Source organism: Janthinobacterium leeuwenhoeki, assembly GCF_051380795.1.
Lineage (GTDB): Bacteria > Pseudomonadota > Gammaproteobacteria > Burkholderiales > Burkholderiaceae_D > Janthinobacterium.
This window is the reverse complement of the sequence record NZ_JBNYXT010000028.1, coordinates 21,748-38,551: the sequence shown is the minus strand read 5'-3', so window position 1 is coordinate 38,551 and position 16,804 is coordinate 21,748. Positions and strand designations below refer to the sequence as shown.

At 62.5% G+C, this 16,804-nt stretch carries 16 protein-coding genes and 1 other RNA gene; 11 read left to right on the top strand and 6 right to left on the bottom strand.

The features are described from left to right. Nucleotides 1–129: 129 nt before the first annotated feature. The gene (locus ACQ4WS_RS19315; RefSeq protein WP_436478687.1) at nt 130–1,041 is read left to right on the top strand and encodes a LysR family transcriptional regulator; all 912 of its coding nucleotides are present in this window, start codon (nt 130–132) and stop codon (nt 1,039–1,041) included. 79 nt (nt 1,042–1,120) lie between these two features. Next, a complete protein-coding gene (gene lgt / locus ACQ4WS_RS19310) occupies nt 1,121–1,951 on the top strand; it encodes a prolipoprotein diacylglyceryl transferase (protein ID WP_436478686.1) in 831 nt (276 codons plus the stop codon). A gap of 9 nt (nt 1,952–1,960) precedes the next feature. Here lgt and ACQ4WS_RS19305 read toward each other — a convergent pair whose 3' ends face one another. From ACQ4WS_RS19305 to ACQ4WS_RS19285, 5 genes are all read right to left on the bottom strand, one after another. Further along, entirely contained in the window at nt 1,961–2,425 is a 465-nt protein-coding gene (locus tag ACQ4WS_RS19305; protein ID WP_436478685.1) for an EVE domain-containing protein, read from the bottom strand. Between the two features lie 78 nt (nt 2,426–2,503). Next, nucleotides 2,504–2,681: non-coding RNA, 6S RNA (gene ssrS, locus ACQ4WS_RS19300), on the bottom strand. A gap of 54 nt (nt 2,682–2,735) precedes the next feature. Then, on the bottom strand, nt 2,736–3,047 hold the full coding sequence (locus tag ACQ4WS_RS19295; RefSeq protein WP_034747344.1) for a cell division protein ZapA: 312 nt from the start codon (nt 3,045–3,047) through the stop codon (nt 2,736–2,738). Further along, nucleotides 3,047–3,310 (bottom strand): DUF904 domain-containing protein, encoded by a 264-nt coding sequence (locus ACQ4WS_RS19290; RefSeq protein WP_099378049.1) that lies wholly within the window; start codon nt 3,308–3,310, stop codon nt 3,047–3,049. The genes ACQ4WS_RS19295 and ACQ4WS_RS19290 overlap by 1 nt, the downstream gene beginning before the upstream one ends. A 156-nt stretch (nt 3,311–3,466) precedes the next feature. After that, a complete protein-coding gene (locus ACQ4WS_RS19285) occupies nt 3,467–4,213 on the bottom strand; it encodes a hypothetical protein (protein WP_436478684.1) in 747 nt (248 codons plus the stop codon). Nucleotides 4,214–4,737: 524 nt separating this feature from the next. On the opposite strand from ACQ4WS_RS19285, the gene groES reads away from it, so the two are divergent. The 5 genes from groES to ACQ4WS_RS19260 all read left to right on the top strand — a co-directional run bounded on the left by groES (nt 4,738) and on the right by ACQ4WS_RS19260 (nt 9,736). Continuing rightward, on the top strand, nt 4,738–5,028 hold the full coding sequence (groES, locus tag ACQ4WS_RS19280) for a co-chaperone GroES (RefSeq protein ID WP_010400979.1): 291 nt from the start codon (nt 4,738–4,740) through the stop codon (nt 5,026–5,028). A gap of 50 nt (nt 5,029–5,078) precedes the next feature. Beyond that, a complete protein-coding gene (gene groL, locus ACQ4WS_RS19275; RefSeq protein ID WP_010400981.1) occupies nt 5,079–6,728 on the top strand; it encodes a chaperonin GroEL in 1,650 nt (549 codons plus the stop codon). Nucleotides 6,729–6,976: 248 nt separating this feature from the next. After that, nucleotides 6,977–7,444, top strand: coding sequence for a hypothetical protein (locus ACQ4WS_RS19270; protein WP_436478683.1), 468 nt, complete (start codon nt 6,977–6,979; stop codon nt 7,442–7,444). 60 nt (nt 7,445–7,504) lie between these two features. Beyond that, nucleotides 7,505–8,080: a GNAT family N-acetyltransferase gene (locus ACQ4WS_RS19265; protein WP_436478682.1), complete on the top strand. Its 576-nt coding sequence runs from the start codon at nt 7,505–7,507 to the stop codon at nt 8,078–8,080. 81 nt (nt 8,081–8,161) lie between these two features. Beyond that, nucleotides 8,162–9,736 carry a POT-type proton-dependent oligopeptide transporter gene (locus ACQ4WS_RS19260; RefSeq protein WP_436478681.1) on the top strand — a complete coding sequence of 525 codons (1,575 nt, stop codon included), beginning with the start codon at nt 8,162–8,164 and terminating at the stop codon, nt 9,734–9,736. A 61-nt stretch (nt 9,737–9,797) separates the two neighbouring features. Here the strand turns inward: ACQ4WS_RS19260 and ACQ4WS_RS19255 are convergent, their stop codons facing one another. After that, on the bottom strand, nt 9,798–11,429 hold the full coding sequence (locus tag ACQ4WS_RS19255) for an alpha-D-glucose phosphate-specific phosphoglucomutase (RefSeq protein ID WP_436478680.1): 1,632 nt from the start codon (nt 11,427–11,429) through the stop codon (nt 9,798–9,800). Nucleotides 11,430–11,598: 169 nt separating this feature from the next. Between ACQ4WS_RS19255 and ACQ4WS_RS19250 the strand changes: the two genes are divergently transcribed. The 4 genes from ACQ4WS_RS19250 (at nt 11,599) to ACQ4WS_RS19235 (ending at nt 16,802) form a co-directional block, all read left to right on the top strand. Beyond that, nucleotides 11,599–12,084, top strand: coding sequence for a sigma-70 family RNA polymerase sigma factor (locus ACQ4WS_RS19250; RefSeq protein ID WP_436478679.1), 486 nt, complete (start codon nt 11,599–11,601; stop codon nt 12,082–12,084). Between the two features lie 8 nt (nt 12,085–12,092). Next, nucleotides 12,093–13,190, top strand: coding sequence for a FecR family protein (locus ACQ4WS_RS19245; protein WP_436478678.1), 1,098 nt, complete (start codon nt 12,093–12,095; stop codon nt 13,188–13,190). Nucleotides 13,191–13,281: 91 nt separating this feature from the next. Continuing rightward, nucleotides 13,282–15,678, top strand: coding sequence for a TonB-dependent siderophore receptor (locus ACQ4WS_RS19240; RefSeq protein ID WP_436478677.1), 2,397 nt, complete (start codon nt 13,282–13,284; stop codon nt 15,676–15,678). Between the two features lie 377 nt (nt 15,679–16,055). Continuing rightward, nucleotides 16,056–16,802 carry a DUF4198 domain-containing protein gene (locus ACQ4WS_RS19235; RefSeq protein ID WP_436478676.1) on the top strand — a complete coding sequence of 249 codons (747 nt, stop codon included), beginning with the start codon at nt 16,056–16,058 and terminating at the stop codon, nt 16,800–16,802. Nucleotides 16,803–16,804 lie beyond the last annotated feature (2 nt).

Genomic DNA, 16,804 nt, shown 5'->3' with positions numbered 1-16,804 from the left:
GCATACAGTGAGGGTACGTCAGATTGCCTTGCGCGCGCCCCACTGTCAAATATATGATGCACGTGCGTGTGAGTCGTTTTACATATCACAGCACTTATTCCACATGGAAATACATATGAAACGTCCCGCATGAACCTTGAGCTGCGCCAGTTGCGCTATTTCGTCACCGTCGCCGAAGAATTGCACTTCGGCCGCGCCGCCGCGCGCCTGCACATGACGCAGCCACCCCTGTCGCAAACCATCATGGCCCTGGAAGAACTGCTGGGCGCGCCCCTGTTCGTGCGCACCCGGCGCGAGGTACAGCTGACGCCGGCCGGCACTGCCCTGCTGCCCGAGGCGCGCCGGCTGCTGGCGCAGGCGTTCGATCTGCCCGCGCTGGTGCGGCGGGCCGCGCAGGGCGCGGCGGGGCGATTGAGCCTGGCGTTTGTCTCCTCGGCCGACTACAGCGTGCTACCACCCCTGCTGCGCGCGTACCAGACAGCCTATCCGCAAGTGCAGATCGCGCTGCAGGAAGCCACCTCCGACCTGCAACTGGACGAACTGCTGGCCGGGCGCACGGATGCGGGCCTGTTGATACCACCCCTGCCAGAGAAGGCGAAAGGGGAACTCGATTACCTGCCCGTGCTGGCCGAACCGCTGGTGCTGGCGGCGCCGTCCGGACTCGACATCTTGACGGTGCCTGGACCCGTGCGCCTGCGCGACCTGCCGCCCCTGCCTTTGATCATCTTCCCGCGCGCGATCTCGCCCGCCCTGCACGACGCGATCCTCGGCGTGTTCCGCGCGGCCGGTATCACACCGCAGATCGGCCAGGAAGCGATCCAGATGCAAACCATCGTCAGCCTCGTCTCAGCTGGCATGGGTATCGCGCTTGTGCCACAATCGGTATCGAATCTGATGCGCCCGGGCGTAGAATACAGGCCGCTGCAGGACGCCACGCCGCTGGTGGAAACAGGCCTGGCCTGGCGCCGCGACAATCCGTCCGCCGTGTTGCAGGGTTTCCTGGCGCTGCTGCGCAAGCAGATCAGCGCTAGCGCCGATTAAATTAAGTGGCCGCTAAGGCAAAAAACCGCAAGCGCCCCCATACTACGCAACCTTGGCTTTAAACAAAGAAAGAAACCCCATGCTGAACCACCCGATGCCCGACCCGATCGCCATACAAATCGGCCCGCTCGCCGTGCACTGGTACGGCCTGATGTATGTGCTGGCCTTTGCCCTGTTCATTATCCTGGGCCGCGTGCGCATCAAGCAGCCGCATATCGCCGTGCTGGGCTGGAAGAAGGAAGACCTCGATGACATGCTGTTCTACGGCATGCTGGGGGTGGTGATCGGCGGACGCCTGGGCGAAGTGCTGTTTTACCGCCCCGAATACTTCATGCACAATCCGCTCGAGATCTTCATGGTCTGGCATGGCGGCATGTCCTTCCATGGCGGTTTCCTCGGCGTCATCCTGGCCATGTACCTGTGGAGCCGCAAGGCGGGCCGCAACCTGTTCGACGTGCTCGACTTCATCGCGCCGCTGGTGCCGCTCGGTTATGCGGCCGGCCGCCTGGGCAACTTCATCAATGCCGAACTGCCGGGCCGCATCGCCCCGGAAAGCCTGCCGTGGGCCATGCAGTGGCCTGGCATCCCTTATCCCGTGCACCCGTCGCCCCTCTACCAGATGCTGGTCGACGGCATTTTGGTGTTCATCATCCTGTGGCTGTATGCGCGCAAGCAGCGCCCGCGCATGGCCGTCGGCGCCATGTTCACCCTGTTGTACGGCTGCGCGCGCTTCTTCACGGAATACTTCCGCACGCCGGACTGGGAAGTCGTCTGGCTGGGCGTGCCGATCACCTCGGGCCAGATGCTGTCCTTGCCGATGATCGTCGGCGCCATCGCGCTGCTGGTGTGGGCACACAAAAGCCAGGTGATGGGCACGCCGCCCACCAAGGCCCGCGTGGCGGACGCCTGACCGGCCGCCCTATGCCTTCAAGTTGCTTGTAATCACTTTCCATTGCGCCGGCGTCACGGGCGTGATGGACAAACGGCTGCCCTTCTTCAACAGCAGCATGTCTTCCAGCTCCGGCATCTGGCGCATTTCGGACAGGGGCAGCAGCGCCGTCTTCTTCACGCCGCGCACGTCGACGCTGATCCAGCGCGGCTGTTCAGGCGTGGCCTTGGCATCGAAATATTTGCCCCCCTCTTCAAACTGGCTGTGATCGGGATACGCGCCGCTGGCCACTTCGGCCACGCCCGCCACGCCCGGCTGCGGGCAGCTGGAATGATAAAACAGCACGCCATCACCTACCTGCATGCCATCGCGCATGAAGTTGCGTGCCTGGTAGTTGCGCACGCCGAACCACGGCAAGGTGTGCTGCGGCGCGGCCATCAGGTCGTCGATGCTCACCTCATCGGGTTCGGATTTCATCAGCCAGTATTGTTTCATCTAGACTCCGTATCAAAGCGACAGGCGTAAAAAAACGGTTGCGCATGATGCGGCAACCGTTTTCAGTGGTAATACAAATTGGGCCCCGCCTGTGCCGCTATGCCGGCATCCCGAACCAAACGGTTCAAGGTGGTCACGTTAGTTCAATTTCGGGTTCGTCGAACGAGCGACGCTCACTCCCATCAAACAAAATTCGCAACCGATGCGCATAAATGGTTCAAGGAATATATGGCAATCGCGAACACCGCAGGGTAGACCCAAGTTTACTCCTTTGATCGCGCATCGCAAAGACAAATCGTACTGTGTCCGCTTAAAAGAGGTTTTCCTGGGGCGTCAGGGCGCTATCCAATACCGTGTGCATGGCCGAGATTTTCTGCTTCACTTCCAGTATCGTCAACTCCGATAGCGGACCTTGCGGCGACTTCACGGAAAGGAATTCCGCAGCCACGCCCAGGGCGGCCAGTACGGCGATGCGGTCGTTGCCCTTGACCTTACCCGCGTCGCGGATGGCTTTCATTTTGCTATCGAGATAGATCGCCGCTTCGCGCAGCGCGCGCTCTTCGCCATCGCGGCACACCATGCTGTAGGACTGGCCCATGATATTGACATCGACACGCGGCATTACGCTTCCTTCTCGTTCTCGGCAATATAGGCGCCCGCTTCCGAAGCGGCTTGCTCCAGGCCCGCTTGCACCAGTTCGGGAATTTTTTCCAGCAATGCTTCCACGCGCTCCTGCGCCTCGCGCATGCGTTGCACATACTGCGCGTTATCGGCGGCCAGGGCGGCATTGTCCTTGCGCAGTTGCGCGTTTTCACGACGCAGCGCATGGGTCATTTCGGCCAGCAGGCCTATTTTGTCGGATAATTCGTTGAATTCGGAAATCATCCCGCCACTATAGGGCGGACGCTCCATGGGCGTCAATCGAATCACGCCGCTGTCACACATATTTACATCAATGCAGGGCAGTTGGCGGACAATACACACTTTTTCCGGCGCTTTTCGCCAAGTGCGGGCATCTTTCAGCGCACCGATGGCAGCGTTTTACTCGTCGACGTAATCGGCTTCGATATCGAGTCCGCCATAGCGGTTTTCGCAAGAGCGGCGCGTCAGCGTCTGTTGTCCGCCCTTGCCGTCAAGCACCATCGTCAAGTCGCGGCAAGTACGGCTGTAGCTGCCAGGTTTGGCGTCCGTCCGCGAGGGTGTCAGGCGCACTGCCAGCGGCGCCGCATTGCCCAGGCCCTTGTTGCTCCACTGGCGCGTCTTGCCATCCTCTTCGTCTTTCAAGGTGCGCACGGCGGCCGTCAGCAAGGCTTGTTTTTCCTTCGCATTCAGCTTGGCGATAGTGACGTCGGACAGGAAAGGCGGATACACGGCGGGCGCCGGGTCTTTGCCCTGCACATCCCAGTTGCCGCTGTTCTGCGAACAGGTGCGCCGGCTCAGGTCCTGCGACTTGCCACCCGCCGTAACGACGAATTTCAGGTCGCGGCAGACGTGGGCCTTCAGGCTGTGTTCCGTCATGCCGGAATTGCTGAAGTTATACGTCACTTTCACCAGCACGCCACTGTCACCGCCGTTGTCCCATACATGCGCTTCCTGGTCGTCGTCATCCTTGTTCAGGTCGTTGAACAGGTCGTTAAGCAGCATTTTCTTTTCCAGAGGCGTCAGGGCCGCCACGGTGATCTCGTCGACAATGGTGGGCGTTTGCGCGGCGGCATTGCCCAGGCAAACGAGACCGATGAGGGTGGCGCCCAGCAGGCGCAGGACGGGATGGGAAATCGGGAGTGGCATGCTGTTCTTTCTGGCTTAAATGCTGATATTGATATGCAATTGCAATCATCTTATCAAATTTCATAGTAAAACTCTGTTTCCTGCGCGTACGGGAACACCCCTCGTCTGCCGAGCATGCTAGAGTCGCGCCTGTTGCTGACGCCCGGCAAGTTGGCTTGCGCCAGCGCAAACCCTGTGTAAATGCAGGCTGCGCAGAACGTCCAAGCATATCTTTCCGGTGAATAAGCCCTTGAATAAGCCCCCTACCGTCCCTATAATTAGCACTCGTTAGTAGAGAGTGCTAACAAACTCTTTCGTAGCAATCCTCAGGACTGATGGTGCTTGCCAGACCACTGCAGGGAACGCTACGCGGCGGGCGACGCCGCGATGCACCACTGCCGGAGACAGGCAAGGACAGGATGACATGGGGTTTGCTTGACCGTTGCGGGCTGCTTTCAACGGCGGTCACTGAAAGCACGTCTGGCGCTGTGCCAGGCATGTATTCACTTAGCAACACTTATCCATTGAACTTTAAGGAGTTTTGTATGAATCTGCGCCCATTGAACGATCGCGTCATCGTCAAACGCCTCGACCAGGAAACCAAAACTGCGTCCGGCCTCATCATTCCTGATGCAGCTGCTGAAAAACCGGATCAAGGCGAAGTCCTTGCCGTAGGCAATGGCAAGATTCTCGACGACGGCAAAGTCCGTCCTCTGGATGTCAAAGTAGGCGACCGCGTCCTGTTCGGCAAGTACGCCGGCCAAACCGTCAAAGTTGACGGCGATGAGCTGCTGGTCATGCGCGAAGAAGACATCATGGCGATCGTCGTCAAGTAATTGTTTCCACGTTGTAGACAGATACATCCCGAAACTCAGGAGAATTGAACATGGCAGCTAAAGAAGTAGTATTCGGCGACGCAGCGCGCGCCAAGATGGTCGAAGGCGTCAATATCCTCGCCAACGCAGTCAAAGTAACGCTGGGCCCGAAAGGCCGCAACGTGGTCCTGGAGCGCTCGTTCGGCGCCCCTACCGTCACCAAGGATGGTGTATCGGTAGCGAAAGAAGTCGAACTCAAAGACAAGCTCATGAACATGGGCGCGCAAATGGTCAAGGAAGTTGCTTCCCGCACCAGCGACAACGCCGGTGACGGCACCACCACCGCGACCGTGCTGGCACAAGCCATCGTGCGCGAAGGCATGAAGTTCGTTGCCGCCGGCATGAACCCGATGGACCTGAAGCGCGGTATCGACAAAGCAGTTGCTGCCACCGTCGAAGAACTGGCGAAAATCGCCCGTCCTTGCACCACGACCAAGGAAATCGCCCAAGTTGGCGCGATCTCGGCGAACTCGGACTACTCGATCGGCGAGCGTATCGCTGAAGCGATGGAAAAAGTCGGCAAAGAAGGCGTGATCACGGTGGAAGACGGCAAGTCGCTGAACGACGAGCTGGACATCGTTGAAGGCATGCAGTTCGACCGCGGCTACCTGTCACCATACTTCATCAACAACCCAGAGAAACAAGTTGCCGTACTGGACAGCCCATTCGTCCTGCTGTGCGACAAGAAAATCTCGAACATCCGTGACCTGCTGCCGGTACTGGAACAAGTCGCTAAAGCTGGCCGTCCACTGCTGATCATCGCGGAAGACATCGAAGGCGAAGCGCTGGCGACCCTGGTTGTGAACAACATCCGCGGCATCCTGAAGACTTGCGCAGTGAAAGCACCTGGCTTCGGCGACCGCCGCAAAGCCATGCTGGAAGACATCGCTGTCCTGACCGGCGGCCAAGTGATCGCTGAAGAAGTCGGCCTGACCCTGGAAAAAGTGACCCTGGCCGAACTGGGCCAAGCGAAACGCATCGAAGTGGGCAAGGAAAACACCATCGTCATCGATGGCGCCGGCGAAGCTGCCTCGATCGAAGCACGCGTAAAACAAGTGCGTGTACAGATCGAAGAAGCGACCTCGGACTACGACCGTGAAAAACTGCAAGAGCGCGTAGCCAAACTGGCTGGCGGCGTTGCCGTGATCAAGGTTGGCGCAGCCACCGAAGTCGAAATGAAAGAGAAAAAAGCCCGCGTGGAAGATGCACTGCACGCGACCCGCGCTGCCGTGGAAGAAGGCATCGTGCCAGGCGGCGGCGTAGCCCTGCTGCGCGCACGCGCCAACATCACGGTCAAGGGCGACAATCCTGATCAAGATGCCGGTATCAAGATCGTCCTGCGCGCAATGGAAGAGCCACTGCGCATGATCGTGCAAAACGCTGGCGAAGAAGCTTCGGTCGTCGTGGCAGCCGTACTGGCTGGTACGGGCAACTACGGCTACAACGCTGCCAACGGCACGTATGGCGACATGGTTGAAATGGGCGTCCTGGACCCAGCCAAAGTGACCCGTTCGGCGCTGCAAAACGCCGCTTCGATCGCTTCGCTGATGCTGACAACCGACTGCATGGTCTGCGAAATCGCTGACGACAAAGCAGGCGGCGGCATGGGCGGCGGCATGGGTGGTATGGGCGGCATGGGCGGCATGGACGGCATGATGTAACCCCGGCGGCCAGTCGCGCAGGCGACGGCGCGACTGGCCGCACACGCCGGCACAGGACAGGCAGACCAAAAGCTGTTTGCGCCTGCCCGGCAGCCCCGAAAGCCACCTTCTACGGAAGGTGGCTTTTTTTCGTCTATGGATTTGGCAAACCTGTTCCGCAAACCCGTTTGGCGAGCCCGGCGATTGCCCGCCTGCGCGTTTTGCTTTAGCATGGCCGCCATCCTCCACCTTCTGACGCCACTACCGCCATGCCGCCACGCGCCTCTTCTTCCAAAACCACCATCATCGCCGGCATCCTGGCCGGCTTGCTGGCCGCCGGGCTAGTCGCTTTCTACCTGCACCAGCAATCCGCGCCGCACGGGGGCAATGCCGCGAGCAGCCAGGCGGCGCAAGAGCAGAACGCGCGCGCCGTCGATGCGCTGATGGCGTTGCCGGAAATCAAGGCCTGGTCAGCGCATATCGAAAAGGCTACCGGCGGCCGCTCGCACGGCGCCGTGATGGAAACGTCGCCCGAGACGCGCCTGGTCGATGGCGTCGTTTGCTACCAGCTGAGCTTTTTCGAAAGCACGCCCGATGCGGCGCACCGCTGGGAAAGCTTTGTCGTCACGCCCGATGGCAAGCGCATCCTCGTCGACGACATCGTCAGCGGCGACCTGATCAGCCTGGAACAATGGCGCAAGGACAATGCGCCCATGCAGCGCATCGCCACGCAGTAACTACGCTGGCGTTGTAGCGCAAGCTTTACTTTCTGGCATCGAAGCCCGATACTCGCCCACATGCCCGCCACCAGTGTCCGCCCCCTCACGCCAGACGACGCCAGCGCCTATCGCGCGCTGCGCCTGGCCGGCATCGCCGAACTGCCCGCCGCCTTCTGCACCACGCATGCGGCAGAAAGCGGCTTGCCGCTGGCACAGATCGCCCAGCGCTTGCACGCCACTTCCAAGCAAATAATATTTGGCGCTTTTGACAAGGAACAATTGATCGCCATTGCCGGCCTGCGCCGCGAACCGATCTCCGTCGTGCACGACAAGGCCAACCTGTGGGGCGTGTATGTGACGCCGCAGGCGCGCGGGCGCGGCGCGGGACGGCAACTGGTGCAGGCCGCCATCGACCATGCCTGCGCCATTCCCGAGCTGGGCCGCGTGCGCCTTGCCGTGGCACAGGACAACCACGCGGCATTGACACTCTACCTGGCTTGCGGTTTTACCCTGGAAAACTGTCCCGCATCGGATGGCATGCTGCAAATGCAACTCTTGCTGCCCCACCCGGCGCGTGCCAGTGCCAGTGCCAGTGCCAGTGCCGCAAGTAATGTCATTATGAAAATCAATACCTTACAAATCCCTGCAAAATAGCGGACAGGCCGTTTTTTCTGTTGCAAGCAAACGCGGCAGGCCTTAGCATCGCGGCTTACAAAAAAAACTTGGGGAGAGCCAATGTCATCGGCCGAGACACAAACCGCCACGGGCAAAATGCCGCGGCAAATACCGTACATCATCGCCAACGAAGGCTGCGAACGCTTCAGCTTTTACGGCATGCGCAACATCCTGACGCCATTCCTCATCAGCACCTTGCTGCTGATGATCCCGATCGACCAGCGCACGGGCGAAGCCAAGCACGTCTTCCATACCTTCGTCATTGGCGTGTATTTCTTCCCGCTGCTGGGCGGCTGGCTGGCCGACCGCTTCTTTGGCAAGTACAACACCATCTTCTGGCTCAGCCTCGTGTATTGCGCCGGCCATGCCTGCCTGGCCCTGTTTGAAAACAGCGTCAACGGCTTCTATTTCGGCCTGTTCCTGATCGCCTTCGGTTCCGGCGGCATCAAGCCACTGGTGGCCTCGTTTGTCGGCGACCAGTTTGACCAGACCAACAAGCACAAGGCCAAACTGGTCTTCGACCTGTTCTACTGGATCATCAACTTCGGCTCCTTCTTCGCCTCGCTGCTGATGCCGATGTTCCTGCGCGACTATGGTCCATCGATCGCCTTCGGCATCCCCGGCATCATGATGCTGGCCGCCACCATCGTCTTCTGGATGGGCGCCAAGAAATACGTGCACGTGCCGCCGGCGCCGCCGAATCCCGACTCGTTCACCCGCGTAGCCCGCACGGCCCTACTGGCGCGCGTCGACGGCGGATCGCGTCCCGGCCTGTATGTGGCTTACGTCGGCGTGATCGGCGCCCTGTATGCGTTCTACAGCATTCCCGAATGGGGCTTCGTGATTTCGGCGTGTACCGCGCTGGTATTGCTGCTGGCCTTCGGCAGCATCGGCACGGCCATGCAACTGGAACGCGCACGCGGCATCCACCCGGACGAAGCCGTCGAAGGCGTGCGCGCCGTGCTGCGCATCCTCGTCATCTTCGCCCTCGTCACGCCCTTCTTTTCGCTGTTCGACCAGAAGGCCTCGACGTGGATCGTGCAAGCGAACACCATGGAAAAACCAAGCTGGTTCCTGCCGGCGCAGATGCAGGCGCTGAACCCGATGCTGGTGATGCTCTTAATCCCGTTCAACAACCTGGTGCTGTACCCGATGCTGAACCGCTTCGGCCTGGAAGCGACGGCCCTGCGCCGCATGACGGCCGGCATCGGCTTTTCCTCGCTGGCGTGGATCGTCATTGGCCTCTTGCAGCTGGCCCTCGACAGCGGCAACGCCGTCTCCATCATGTGGCAGATCCTGCCATACGCCTTGCTGACGTTCGGCGAAGTGCTGGTCTCGGCGACAGGACTGGAGTTTGCGTACAGCCAGGCTCCCGTCTCGATGAAGGGCGCCATCATGAGCTTCTGGAATTTGTCGACCACGGTGGGCAACCTGTGGGTGCTGATCGTCAACCGCAGCGTCATGAACGAAGGCGTGATCGGCAAGATCGCCGAAAGCGGCATCAGCGTGACGGCCTTCCAGATGTTCTTCTTCGCCGCCTTTGCCGCCGTCGCCATGCTGGCCTTCGGCCTGTATGCAAGGCGCTACAAGATGGTGGACAACTACCGCCAGGCCGTGGTGCCGGGCAAGGCGTAATCAATGTCGTCGGATTAGGCGTGGCGATGCCACGCTAATCCGACCTACGCGCCCTTCTTTTTTACGTCGTCACCGTCGGCGCATCGCGCCCCGTGCGCGTGCGGATCTGCGCCACTGTTTCCGCCACGGCGATCAGCCCCGCCAGCGCTTCCTGCGTCGCGATACCATGCTGCGCGGGATCGGCTTCGTAGCGCTCCAGGTACAGGCGCAGGGTAGCACCTTCGGTGCCCGTGCCGGACAGGCGCAGCACGATGCGCGCGCCATCCGTCATGATGATGCGGATGCCCTGCTGCGTCGCCACGGAGCCATCGACGGGGTCCGTGTAGCTGAAATCGTCGGCCAGCGCCACCGTGTAGCCATTGAGTACCTGACCCGGCAAGGCGGGCAGCTGGCTGCGCACGGCTTCCATCAGTTGCTGCGCGCTGGCGCTGTCGATGTCTTCGTAATCGTGGCGCGAATAGTAATGGCGGCCATACGTGGCCCAGTGCGCGCGCACGATCTCTTCCACCGATTGTTTTTTCTCTGCCACCAGGTTGAGCCAGAACAAGACGGCCCACAGACCATCCTTTTCGCGCACGTGGTTTGATCCCGTGCCGTAGCTTTCCTCGCCGCACAAGGTAACCATGCCGGCGTCGAGCAGAGTGCCGAAGAACTTCCAGCCCGTCGGCGTCTCGTAGCACGGGATGCCCAGCGCGCTAGCGACCCGGTCGGCCGCCCCCGACGTGGGCATGGAGCGGGCGATGCCGGACAAGCCGGCGCGGTAGCCGGGCGCCACGCTGGCATTCGCGGCTAAAATCGCCAGGCTGTCCGAGGGCGTGACGTCGAAGCGGCGGCCGACGATCATGTTGCGGTCGCCGTCGCCATCGGAGGCGGCGCCGAAGTCGGGGGCATCGTCGGATGCCATGATGGAAATCAATTCCTGCGCGTTGACGGGGTTCGGGTCCGGGTGGCCGCCGCCGAAGTCTTCCAGGGGCACGCCGTTGATGACGCTGCCTTTCGGCGCGCCCAGCATGCCTTCCAGGATGGCCGTCGCATACGGGCCGGAAACGGCGTGCATGCCGTCGAAGCAGAGGCGCAAGCCGCCCGCGAACAGGGCGTGGATGGCGTCGAAGTCGAACAGCTGCTGCATCAGTTCCCCGTAGTCGGCAACGGAGTCGATCACTTCGACCGTCATCTGCTCGATGCGCACCGACCCCAGTTTGTCGAGGTCGATGTCGGCCGCATCGCTGATGCGGTATTCGCTAATCGTTTGCGTGCAGGCGTAGATGGCTTCGGTGACCTTTTCCGGCGCCGGGCCGCCATTGGCGATGTTGTATTTGATGCCGAAATCGCCATCGGGGCCGCCCGGATTATGGCTGGCCGACAGGATGATGCCGCCGCTGGCGCCATGCTTGCGGATGACGCAGCTGACAGCCGGCGTCGACAGGATGCCGCCCTGCCCCAGCAGCACGCGCGCATAACCATGCGCGGCCGCCATGCGCAACACGGTCTGGATGGCCGCGCGGTTGTAAAAACGGCCGTCGCCGCCCAGCACCAAAGTCTGGCCGCGGCAGTCGCCGAGCGTGTCAAAAACGCTCTGCACGAAGTTTTCCAGATACTGCGGCTGGCTGAACACGCCCACCTTCTTGCGCAAGCCCGAGGTGCCAGGCCGCTGGCCGGCCATCGGCGCCGTATTGATAATTTGAATAGCCATCTTGCCTCCCTGTTAACTTCCGATGGTAACGCATGGCCGGCCAGCGGCAAAGCGTTGTACGTCTGCCACGGTGAGCCAAGCCGCTTAACGCCGCATGCCCAGCATGGCATATAATGAGAATCATTCTCATATGCGGCATTCCTGGCTGCGGACTCATACATCGGACGCCGTGGTTGCACGCTATTACCAAGAACTGTTGAACTTTTGCTGGCGCAGCGTGCGCAACCGCGAGGCCGCTGCCGACCTGGTGCAGGAAAGCTATGCGCGCGTGCTGGGCGAAGGGGCCGTGCGCGAACCGCGCGCGCTGCTGTACCGCACGGCGCGCAATCTGCTGATCGACCAGCACCGCCGCGCCGCCTTGCGCCAGCACGAGGAACTCGACGTCCTGCCGGAGGCCGCGCATCCGGCCGCGCCGCGCCATTTGCAGCCGGAACAGGCGCTGGAAAGCAGCCAGGACTGGCAAGCCTGCGTGGCCGCCATCGACGCCCTGCCGCCCCGCTGTCGCGACGCCTTCGTGCTGCACGTCTTCGAGGAATTGCCGCACGCGCAGATCGCCGCGCGCATGGGTATTTCCGTGAGCATGGTGGAAAAACATATCGCGCGGGGCATGCTCAGTTGCCAGGCGCAGTTGCGTTCTCTGCGGGAATGCGCATAATGCCGTCCATGAACGTCCACCCGCCTCGCTACGATTTCGGCCCGTCCGCGCAGGACGAGGCAGACTTGCGCGAGTACGCCGACTTTGCCGCCACGCAAGATGGCGTAGCCCTGGCGGCCGCCACCTGGTTCAGCCGGCGCGGCAACCTTGATGCGCAGCAACAGTCCGAGTTTGCCGCCTGGCTGGCGGCCGACGCGCTGCACGCGCAAGCGTATGCGCAGCTGCAGCAGACGCACCGCGCAGCGCGCCAGATTCCCGCGCAGGTCGCCGCCCGCTGGGCACTGCCCAAGGCTGCGCCAGCCTCCCGCCCCCGCCGCCCGCTTCTGCGCTCCCTGCGCGCGCTGCCGTATGCGGCCGCCGCCATGCTGCTGCTGAGCGTGGGCGCGGGCGGCTACCAGTGGTGGCAACAGCAAGCCGTGTTCAGCCAGTCGTATGCCACCATGCGCGGCCAGCGCCTGGCCGTCGCCCTGCCCGACGGCAGCAAGGTAGAGCTCGATACGGCCACGCAGCTGCACGTCACCCTGTACCGCCAGCGCCGCGAAGTGCGTCTGGCGCACGGTGAAGCGCTGTTCCAGGTGCAATCGAAGCAGGGCCAGCCTTTCGATGTGGTCAGCGGCCCTTTGACGGTAACGGTGGTGGGCACGCAATTTTCCGTGCGTAACACGCTCGAACACGACGGCCAGCTGCGCGTGGCCGTGCAACATGGTCACGTGCGCGTGGCGGGCACAGGACAAGACTTGGTCGACCTGCGGGCCGGCCAGGGCGTCAGCAGCGATGCCGGCGGCCGCCTGTCCGGCGTCGCCAGCCTGGCCCCAGACAGCGTGGCGCCATGGCGCACGGGCCGGGTCACCTTCGACAATGTGCAGCTGGGCGCGGCGCTGGCCGAGTTCGAGCGCTACGGCGACACAGGCCTGGTCGCGCGCGATCCTGCCGTGGCCAGCTTGCGTATCGGCGGCAGCTTCAGCCTGACCCAGCTCGGCCGCTTTGCCGCCGCCCTGCCGCAGCTGCTGCCCGTGCAGCTCGTGCGCAGCGGCGGCGCCAGCGAGATCCGCATGGCGGCAAAAATACCCGTGCAAGCCCCTGCGATGCGGCTGCCTGAAAAATAAATGCAAATAGTTCGCATTCGCAGGTGAGGGTTTTACTCATTGCCGCGTCTACCAAGTTAATCGACAACAAATTAACCTGGAGAAATGCAACATGTGGTCCCCCCGCCTCAATCTGACACCCGCCCCCTTCGCCCTGGCCGCCATGCTGGCCCTGGGCAGCATCCCCCTGGCGCAAGCGCAAACCTTGTCACCCGTCACACTGTCCATCGCCGCCCAGCCGCTCGGACAAGCCCTGAATGAGCTGGCGCGGCAAGCCAATCTGCAACTGCTGTTCGCGCCGGAACTCGTGGCCGGCAAGACGGCGCCCGCCGTCAGCGGCACCCTCAGCGTGGCCGACAGCCTGGAGCGCCTGCTGGCCGGCAGCGGCCTGGTAGCTGCCATCGACGGCAGCAGCGTCATCATCCGCCCCGCGACCGCCGCCACGGGCAAAGTGGCGACCCTGGCGGAAATCACCGTCAGCGCGCGCCAGGAGGCGACGCTAGACAGCGAGCTGACCAAGTCATATGCGGCGCAGGCGGTGAGCATCGGCAAGGGCCGGCAAAGCCTGCGCGAAATTCCCCAATCCGTCTCCGTGCTGACGCGCCTGCAGTTGAACGACCAGAATTTGCTGAGCCTGGACGACGCCATGCGCGGCGTGACGGGCATCACCGTCGAGGCCAGCAGCACGGGCGGCAACCACGGCAACTTTTATTCGCGCGGCTATGCGCTCGATGCGGTGCAGGTCGATGGCGTGATGACACCGGCCAGCACGGGCAACGACCTGTCGGCCGGCTTCGGCCTGGCCATCTATGACCGTGTGGAAGTGCTGCGCGGGCCGGCCGGCCTGTTCCAGGGCGCGGGCGACCCGGGCGGCACCATCAACCTGGTGCGCAAGCGCGCGCGCGACACCTTCGCCGCCAGCGGCGTGCTCAGCGCCGGTTCCTGGGACCGCTACTATGCAGAAGCGGATGTCACGGGCCCCCTGAGCGCGGACGGCAAGGTGCGCGGCCGCCTGGTGGCCGCCTATGAACACCGGCGCTCCTTCGTCGACCATGTGTATGCGGAAAAGCCCTTGCTGTACGGCACCGTTGCCGTCGACCTGGCGCCGGGCACCATGCTGACAGGCGGCGTCACCCACCAGCAATACAAGGGCCGTCCCGCCTTCGGCCTGCCCGCGTATGAAGACGGGCGCCTGCTCGACGTGCCCCGCTCCACCTACCTCGACCCGGCCTGGAACCACATCACGGAGAAGGTCACCGAGTATTTTGCCGAGCTCGACCACAAACTGGACAATGGCGGCCAGTTCAAGGTGACCGCCCTGTACCGTGAACAGGACGAACCGTCGCGCAATTTCGGCTGGTCCGACTGCTCGGCCGACCCCGTCACGGGCGAGAGCTGCCTGATCAGCTGGAACTACCGCAGCCACTGGAAGACGCAGGGCCTCGACGCCTGGCTGACCACGCCGTTCCAGGCGTTTGGCCGCAGTCACGACCTGATCGTGGGCGCCGACTACCGCCAGGTACACAAGAATTTCCAGTATGGCGGCGGCGATGGCGCCCCCATCAATATCTTCCATCCTGACAACAATATCGCGCAGCCCAGCTACACCTTCTCCAACGGCAATGACAACCGCAGCAAGCAGTTCGGCCTGTACGCGCGCACCCGCCTGCAGGCGACGGAACGCCTGGCCGTCAACCTGGGCGGGCGCCTGACGCACTGGGACAACCATACCGTCAACCGCAACGCGTATTTCAATCAGTTCATCGATGTCAGCAACACCATCAAGGCCAAGTTCACGCCGTACGCGGGCCTGGTCTACGAGCTCGACAAGCAGTTGTCGGCCTACGCCAGCTACACGCGCATCTTCACGCCCCAAAGCACCACGGACGCTGCCGGCCAGACCCTGAAGCCGCGCACGGGCCAGCAATTCGAGCTGGGCCTGAAGGCGGAGCTGTTCGACAAGAACGTCAACGCGCATGCGGCCCTGTTCCGCATGGAGGACGAGAACCGCGTCATGCCCGACCCGGCCAACCCGCTGTTTTCCATCGGCGCCGGCAAGATGCGCAGCCAGGGCATGGAAGCAGAGCTGAGCGGCAGCCCCCTGCCGGGCTGGAACATCACGAGCGGCTATTCCTACACCAGCACGCGCACCCTGGAAGGCAGCGACGACCAGAAGGCGCAGTTGTACTCCTTCATCGCGCCGCGCCACAATGTCAATCTGTGGACCAATTACCGGCTGGCCGGCGCGCTCGATAAAGTCAGCGTGGGCGGCGGCTTGCGCAGCGTCAGCAGCATGTACCGCCTGAACGGGCCCGTGAAATTCGAGCAGGGCCCCGTCACCACGGTGGGCTTGCAGGCAGGCTACCGCCTCAGTCCGAAACTGGAGCTGTCGCTGACGGTGAACAACCTGTTCGACAAGAAATACTACACGCGCGTGTGGGCCGCCTATGGCTCCAACTTCTATGGCGAGCCACGCAACGCCATGCTGACCCTGCGCGGCCAGCTGTAAACGCCCGCGTTCCTGCGCACGCACGGCCGCCGCCAGCAATGGGGCGGCCGTGCTCGTTTACCACACCTCACTCTTGCATGTCTCGCAACCCCACACTATAATAAGAATAGTTCTCATTCACATTTGGATCCCGTTCGGAGTCTGCATCCCGCGTGCCCCCTGCCATCGACCGGCCAGGACGGCATGGCTGATGCGCAACTGGATGACACGCTGCGCCAGCCAGGCATCCCCGCCAAGCAAGCCTTCGCATATCAATCACGAAAAAAGGTAGTTTCATGTCGCGAGCACGTTCGCTGGCCGGCGCTGCCGCCGCCACTTTCCAGTACTTTGCACCGCTGCGATAACCACGTTTCTCACCACAAACTAAGGCATACACCATGCACATCACTTCCATCGCGCGCCTCGGCGCCCTCGCCACCGCCCTGCTGGGCGCAGCCCTCGCTTCTGGCACGGCCAGCGCGCACCAGCTCTGGCTGCAGCAGGATGGCAAGGCAGCCAGCGTGTACTTCGGCGAATTCGGCGACAACCTGCGCGAAGCGTCGCCCGGCTTGCTGGACAAGTTCAGCATCAAAAATGTGACGTGGATCTCGGCCAAAGGCACGCAGCCGCTGCAGGCGAACAAGACGGCCGGCGCGTTCATCCTGAATGGCAAGGTGGGCGCCGGCGAAAGCATCATCGTCGAGGAAGACAACTACCCATCGTGGGAAGAAAAAAAGGATGGCAAGAGCACGCGCACCGTGTGGGTTCCCGCCGCGCGCCTGATCGCCGACGGCAAGGCGCAAGCGCCCGCACTGACGCTCGACCTGGTACCGACCGGCAAACCAGGCCAGTTCCAGGTCAGCTACCAGGGCAAGCCGCTGGCGCAAGCCAAGGTCAACGCCGTGGTGCAATCGGGCTGGGGCAAGGAAGCGTGGAGCGATGCGCAAGGCTTGGTCAGCTTCCCGCTGCCATGGAAGGGCAGCTATGTACTGGAAGTGCAGCACACGGACAAGACGGCCGGCCAGCGCGGCGCGCAAACCTATGACAAGGCCATGTTCGTGACCACCCTGAGCCTGGTGCAGCCGCAAGGCGTGACGCCGCTACCGGCCGGCCCGGCCCTGCCACCGAGCAAGGATCACGACTGACC

Excerpts from the sequence above, each read along its gene's own strand:
- ACQ4WS_RS19265 (WP_436478682.1), top strand. The coding sequence starts at position 7,505 with ATGCCCGCCACCAGTGTCCGCCCCCTCACGCCAGACGACGCCAGCGCC.
- ACQ4WS_RS19235 (WP_436478676.1), top strand. The coding sequence starts at position 16,056 with ATGCACATCACTTCCATCGCGCGCCTCGGCGCCCTCGCCACCGCCCTG.
- ACQ4WS_RS19315 (WP_436478687.1), top strand. The coding sequence starts at position 130 with ATGAACCTTGAGCTGCGCCAGTTGCGCTATTTCGTCACCGTCGCCGAA.
- ACQ4WS_RS19240 (WP_436478677.1), top strand. The coding sequence starts at position 13,282 with ATGTGGTCCCCCCGCCTCAATCTGACACCCGCCCCCTTCGCCCTGGCC.
- lgt (WP_436478686.1), top strand. The coding sequence starts at position 1,121 with ATGCTGAACCACCCGATGCCCGACCCGATCGCCATACAAATCGGCCCG.
- ACQ4WS_RS19285 (WP_436478684.1), bottom strand. The coding sequence starts at position 4,213 with ATGCCACTCCCGATTTCCCATCCCGTCCTGCGCCTGCTGGGCGCCACC.
- ACQ4WS_RS19305 (WP_436478685.1), bottom strand. The coding sequence starts at position 2,425 with ATGAAACAATACTGGCTGATGAAATCCGAACCCGATGAGGTGAGCATC.
- ACQ4WS_RS19270 (WP_436478683.1), top strand. The coding sequence starts at position 6,977 with ATGCCGCCACGCGCCTCTTCTTCCAAAACCACCATCATCGCCGGCATC.
- ACQ4WS_RS19260 (WP_436478681.1), top strand. The coding sequence starts at position 8,162 with ATGTCATCGGCCGAGACACAAACCGCCACGGGCAAAATGCCGCGGCAA.
- ACQ4WS_RS19255 (WP_436478680.1), bottom strand. The coding sequence starts at position 11,429 with ATGGCTATTCAAATTATCAATACGGCGCCGATGGCCGGCCAGCGGCCT.
- groL (WP_010400981.1), top strand. The coding sequence starts at position 5,079 with ATGGCAGCTAAAGAAGTAGTATTCGGCGACGCAGCGCGCGCCAAGATG.
- ACQ4WS_RS19295 (WP_034747344.1), bottom strand. The coding sequence starts at position 3,047 with ATGCCGCGTGTCGATGTCAATATCATGGGCCAGTCCTACAGCATGGTG.
- groES (WP_010400979.1), top strand. The coding sequence starts at position 4,738 with ATGAATCTGCGCCCATTGAACGATCGCGTCATCGTCAAACGCCTCGAC.
- ACQ4WS_RS19245 (WP_436478678.1), top strand. The coding sequence starts at position 12,093 with ATGAACGTCCACCCGCCTCGCTACGATTTCGGCCCGTCCGCGCAGGAC.
- ACQ4WS_RS19290 (WP_099378049.1), bottom strand. The coding sequence starts at position 3,310 with ATGATTTCCGAATTCAACGAATTATCCGACAAAATAGGCCTGCTGGCC.